The following is a 5,743-nucleotide window of genomic DNA, read 5'->3' as shown; positions in this document are numbered from 1 at the left end:
GCCGTTCTTGTCTTCCGGGGTGTATTTCAGCTCAGCCAAAGCCGAGTGACCGGTACCGGCGTTGTTCCAGCCGTTGGAGCTTTCTTCGGCCACGCCATCGAGGCGCTCGACCATCTCCATCGACCAGTCCGGTTGCAGCTCATTGAGCCACACACCCAGGGTTGCACTCATGATGCCGCCGCCGATCAGCAGCACATCGACTTTCTTTGCCTCTTCCGCGTGAACGGAAGTGATCCCCATCGACAAAGCCAGCCCCAGCAGGGCAGTGTTTACTTTTTTAAACATCAGTAGCACCTATGATAAAACGCCATCCGCCCCACTGCCCCTGATCATGGGCAACCCTCAATCACGCTGCGCCAGGCAACGCACCGCGGGGTGTGCACATTCATTCGGGGACCGCAGGGTGGGCACACAAGGCCGACGTATCGACCTCACTTTTATGTCCCTTCTGCGCTGACTTCTTATCATTATTGGCTTCAGCTACCTGGGCGCCAGCTAACCACCGGGACGTATACGGGTGTACGTACTCGATAGAGGCTAGACCAAGATGGCGCGCAGAATATCACGCTCGGCGCCTTATATGGACTCAGCGGTCGGGCGGCCATCAGTTCGCCAGTTTTTAAGATCCGTCTCATGTGCCTCTAAAACACAGCATTGCACTATGGATTGGCTTACCTGACGGGTAGGCAGACAACCTTCCTTCTCTTAAAAGAGGCACTGCAATGCTGAACAAACTGAGCCAACTCACCCTCGCCTGCGGCGCTTGCTGGTTGCTGGCCGGCACCGCTCAGGCGGCGGACGGGCAGATCGAATTCACCGGTTCCGTCACCGATAACGCCTGCACCATCACCACCGGCGACGTGAACAAGTCGGTGACTCTGGACCCGGTGCGCATCGCTGACTTCGCGCCCACCGTGGGTTCGGTGCTCACCGATAAAGCCAAGCCGTTTTCCATCAGCCTGGACAACTGCAGCACCGCGACCCGTAAAAACGTCGCGATCACCTTCAGCGGCCAGCAAGACGCCAGCGACCCGACATTACTGGGCCTGACCGGTGAAAACCAGGTGCGCGGCATCGCGATCCAGATCACCGACTCCCGTAACGGCAACAAACTGCCACTGAACACGCCGACCGCCGATTACGACCTGCGTGCACAGTCCAATACCTTCGACTTTACCGCTGCCTACGTGCGCACCGTCGCCGACACCACCACCGGTGAAGGCGACGACGCGGTGACCACCTCCGGCATCAGCACCGGTCAGGTGCACGCGCTGGCCAGCTTCGACGTTACCTACAAGTAATTGCTCGTCAACACCGTGGGCCAGGCGTTCGCGCGCCGGCCCGCGGGCTTCCGGAGGTCCCCCTGTCATGCGTTTGAAAGTCTATCTTCTGCTCGCCCTGCTGCCGCTCTGGCACAGCGCCGCCAACGCCGCCGTCACCGTCGGCGCCACGCGACTGATCTACGACGGCGCTTCCAACGAAGCCAACCTGAGCGTCAGCAACCGCGACGACACCTCGCCTTACCTCGTGCAGTCCTGGGTCAGCCACTTCGGCAGTGGCAACGAGGAAAGCGTCGATAACTTTATCGTCACGCCGCCGCTGTTCCGGCTGGATGCCGACAAGGAAAATATCCTGCGCATCATTTTTACCGGTGGCCCAGAAGTGCCCCAGGACCGCGAAAGCCTGTTCCTGATGAACGTCAAGGCAATCCCGGCCATGAGCGACGATCAAAAAGGCAAGAACGTGCTGCAGATCGCGCTCAAGACCACGATCAAACTGTTCTACCGCCCGGCCGGCCTCAAAGGTTCGCTCAAGGACGCGGTGGCGCAAGTGAACTGGAAGGCCCAAGCGGGTGCATTGGCCGTCAATAACGCCTCCAAGCTGCACGTGGTGGTCAGCGAACTGAAGCTCAACGGCCTGCCGATCACCCAGGCGCCGGATGTGCTGCGCCCAGGCGAAGCGCGTGAGCTGCCGATCCAGGCAAAGGCCGGCGATGAAGTGCAACTGAGCTACATCGATGACTACGGCAGCATCGTGACCGCCCCCGTCATCCGCATTCACTGATACCCACGCGACAACCCCGGAACGCCTTTTCAGGAACGACCATGCTCCGTTCATTCCCAGTCATGCGCCGTTGCGCCGTGAAGGCTTTCGGCTGCCCGCTCGTGGCCGCCGCCGCCTTGCACCTGGCCCCCGCACACGCCGGCTACGAGTTCGATGCGTCGTTTCTCGAAATCGGCGGCGGGCAGAGTTCGGCCGCTGTGAAACAACAGGTCAGCGCCATGAGCGACGGCCAGTTGCCGGGGATTTACCGGGTGGATATCCAGCTCAACCAGCGCTCGATCGAACAGCGTGATGTGCGTTTCATCCGCGCCACCGGCACCCAGGAACGCTCGAGCACCGGCCTGTTCCCCTGCCTGGATGTCGAGTTCTTCCGCGCCCAGGGCGTGGCCGACACGGCCCTGCAAAACCGCACCGACGCCGACCCCACCTGCATTGCGTTCGATCAGGGCCTGGCCGGCGTGAGCTACGACTACGACTTCAACCGCCAGATCCTGTCGATTGAAATCCCACAGGCCTACCTGGGCAGCATCCCTTTTGAAGTGCGCCGTCGGCAATGGAGTAACGGCGAACAGGTGGCCTTCACCAACTACAGCTTCACCGGCAGCACCGTGGAGTCCGATACCGGCCGCCGCCAGGACCAGTTCGGCAGCCTGAGGAGCGGCGTGAATGCCGGGGCCTGGCGCCTGCGCAATTTTTCGACCTGGCAAAAAGGCAGCACCACGCCCGGGCGCTGGGAGTCGCTGGAAACCTACGCCCAGCGCGACATGGGCAATATGATGGCGATCGCCACCCTGGGCGATTCCACCACCGAAGGCGACCTGTTTGACGCGATCCCCTATCGCGGGCTGGGCATCGCCTCTGATCTGGACATGCTGCCCGACCAGGCCCGCGAATTCGCCCCGGTGATTCGCGGCATTGCCAATGGCCGCTCGCGGGTGATCATCCGCCAGCGCGGCTATGTGATCCATGAGCAATGGGTGCCGTCGGGGCCGTTCGCCTTGACCGACCTGTACCCCACCGCCAGCAATGGCGACATCGAAGTCACCGTGGAAGGCCCGGACGGCCAGCGCCAGATCTACACCCAGTCGTTCTCGTCGGTGCCCTACATGCTGCGCGAAGGCCAGCAAAGCTATTCGGTATTCGCCGGCCAATACCGCCCGGCGCAATCGTCCTTTGTGCAGCAAACCCCAACATTTATCCAGGCCTCCCTACGACGCGGTTTGAGCGGCAGCACCACGCTGTTTGGCGGCAGCCTGCTGAGTAATCAATACAACGCCGGCCTGCTGGGTTTTGCCCACGACTTTGCCGGCTTTGGCGCGATCTCGGTGGACGTGACCCACGCCCGCAGCGACGCCGTGGGCCGGGAGAAAACCACGTCCAGCGGCCAGTCGTTTCGCTTTCGCTATTCCAAGTCCCTGGCGGCCACCGACACCAACTTCAGCCTGATCGGCTACCGCTACTCCACCGGCGACTACTACTCGTTCAACGAAGCGCTGAACAGCCGCAGCACCGAGCAAACCCTGGACACGTACCGCAGCGGCCACATGAAAAGCAACTTCACCGCCAACGTGTCGCAGCAATTGGGCGGCTACGGCGGGGTCTATGCCAACGTGTCGAAAACCGCCTACTGGGACAAGAGCAAGGCCGACACCTCGATCCAATTGGGATACAGCGCGAGCGTCGGGGACATTTCCTACTCCCTTGGGCTGGGCCTGAACAAAGGCGCCAACAGCGACGACCGCAGCCTGTCCCTGAGCATCAGCATGCCCCTGGGCGGCACGCGCAGCCAGCGCGTTACGGCCAACATGAACCAGAGTGCGCGGGGCTCGGCATCACGCACCGCGACCCTGAGCGGCAACGCGTTCGAGGACGATACGCTGGCCTACAGCGCGGGTGTGTCGCAGCAAGTCAGCGGCGCGCAACGCCAGACCGGCGGCACCTTCGCCGCGCAATACGACGCGCCCAACGCGATTGTGCGCGGTGCCTATAACGAGACCACCGGCAGCCGCCAACTGGACATGGGCGTCGAAGGTTCGGTGGTGGCGTATGGCAGCAACCTGATGTTCAGCCAGCCATTGGGCGAAACCAATGTGATCGTCGCCACACCGGGCGCCGCCGACGTGGGCATCAGCAACAAGCGCGGTGTGCGCACCAACAGCAATGGCTACACCGTGGTGCCGCAGGCCCTGCCCTATCGCAAAAACCGCGTGTCGCTGGACACCCAGTCGATGCCGTCTGACGTCGACATCGCCGAGCCGGTGCAGGAAGTCACGCCAAACCGCGGCGCGTTTGTACTGGCCGACTTCGACACCCGGCGCGGCCAACGCATCCTGTTTCGCATCAGCGACACCCTTGGCGAAGCAGCGCCGTTTGCCGCCCGCGCCGAATTGTTTGCCCCGGATGGCCGCGCCCTCGGCAACACCCTGGTGGCCGACAAAGGCCGCGCGTTCCTGACCGGCGTGCCGCCCGAGGCGCGGTTGTTGGTCAGCGTCGACGGCCAGCCGTGGTGCAGCCGTGAATTGAAGCTGGACGAAACAGCGCCTGCCGACGGCGGCATCACCCAAATGAATATTCAATGTGAGCGCGCGGCCGGTGGGTCGGGTGCCAAGGATTCCTGACATGATCGTTAAAGCAACACATAAGGTGCGTGGACGGCTGATGCTTGCGCTGTTGTGCGCAGTATTGAGCTGCCTTTCACAACAGGCGCAAGCGTTGGTCGAAGGGAATCTCAACTGCACAGTGCCAGGCGTTCCGAGCGGCGGCTACACGTTTACACCGGGCCAGGCGATCAGGATCGTCTTCGAGGGCACGTGCACCGTTCGCCGCGCATTCCCCTATTCAGCCGGTTTAAATACGCGAATCAACTACATGAGCGGCCCGAATCAAGCCCCGTTGAGATGGTCCGACCCGTATAACAACATCTATTTATACGATCTGAATATCGGCCAATACAGCCGCAATTGCCTGGGCGGCTACTGCCGGCCTCTACCCCTTAATACTGTGGTGCCTTACCGCTACATTCTGGTGGGCACAGCACCCCAAACTGCAGGCACACGTTGGATAGGGGTGTTGCTGGGCGTTACCTCGGAAAACTGGCTGGGTTATGGCGAGTGGTTTCTTAACACAGGGTTTTCATACACCGTAGTCCCGCCTGCCTGCAGCCTGAGTTCACCCGGCAGCGTCAACCTGCGCTTCGGCTCTATCAGCAACAGCGACCTCAATAACCAGATGCAGTCGACCACAGTGTCAATTAAATGCTCGGCGCAGATGCGAGCCAACGTCTACCTGCTTCCAAACCAGACGGTAGTCAGCCCTACTACCGGTGTGACGCGCACCTCGCTGGCAGGTTTGAACATGCAGGCGCTGTGGACCGACACCCTGAACCCGGTGAACTTCACTACCCCGCGCTTTATGCAGTTACGCGTGGGCAGCAATGACGTAAACCTGAGCTTCAAGCCACAACTGGCGGCCGGGCAATCACCGACGGGTGCGTTTCAGAGCCAATACACGCTGAACATCGACTATCAATGAGGGCCTTGCCATGAAAACTCCACTGCTCGCCCTGATGCTGCTCAGCAGCACCGCTCACGCTGCCGACGTGGTGAATATCACCGTCAGCGGCACCCACACCCGCACAACGTGCGTATTGTGTACGGTCACTAACCTGACCGCCGCATTT

Annotated in this window: 5 protein-coding genes; 4 read left to right on the top strand and 1 reads right to left on the bottom strand. The window is 61.4% G+C overall.

The genetic code is table 11. From position 1 onward, the window contains the following. The coding region (locus tag ACIOMR_RS30580; RefSeq protein ID WP_401198141.1) for a malate:quinone oxidoreductase at positions 1 to 240 on the bottom strand (240 nt) is incomplete at its 3' end. A gap of 482 nt (positions 241 to 722) precedes the next feature. On the opposite strand from ACIOMR_RS30580, the gene ACIOMR_RS30575 reads away from it, so the two are divergent. The 4 genes from ACIOMR_RS30575 to ACIOMR_RS30560 all read left to right on the top strand — a co-directional run bounded on the left by ACIOMR_RS30575 (position 723) and on the right by ACIOMR_RS30560 (position 5,595). Further along, a complete protein-coding gene (locus tag ACIOMR_RS30575) occupies positions 723 to 1,301 on the top strand; it encodes a fimbrial protein (RefSeq protein ID WP_003218890.1) in 579 nt (192 codons plus the stop codon). Positions 1,302 to 1,368: 67 nt separating this feature from the next. Next, positions 1,369 to 2,064: a molecular chaperone gene (locus tag ACIOMR_RS30570; protein ID WP_003218892.1), complete on the top strand. Its 696-nt coding sequence runs from the start codon at positions 1,369 to 1,371 to the stop codon at positions 2,062 to 2,064. Between the two features lie 41 nt (positions 2,065 to 2,105). Then, positions 2,106 to 4,682: a fimbria/pilus outer membrane usher protein gene (locus ACIOMR_RS30565; RefSeq protein WP_401198136.1), complete on the top strand. Its 2,577-nt coding sequence runs from the start codon at positions 2,106 to 2,108 to the stop codon at positions 4,680 to 4,682. A gap of 1 nt (position 4,683) precedes the next feature. Continuing rightward, a complete protein-coding gene (locus tag ACIOMR_RS30560; protein ID WP_236260813.1) occupies positions 4,684 to 5,595 on the top strand; it encodes a fimbrial protein in 912 nt (303 codons plus the stop codon). Positions 5,596 to 5,743 lie beyond the last annotated feature (148 nt).

The organism is Pseudomonas sp. NPDC087814, from assembly GCF_044742865.1.
Classification (GTDB): Bacteria; Pseudomonadota; Gammaproteobacteria; order Pseudomonadales; family Pseudomonadaceae; genus Aquipseudomonas.
The sequence above is the reverse complement of the archived record's forward strand: the minus strand, read 5'-3'. Positions and strand labels throughout refer to the sequence as shown.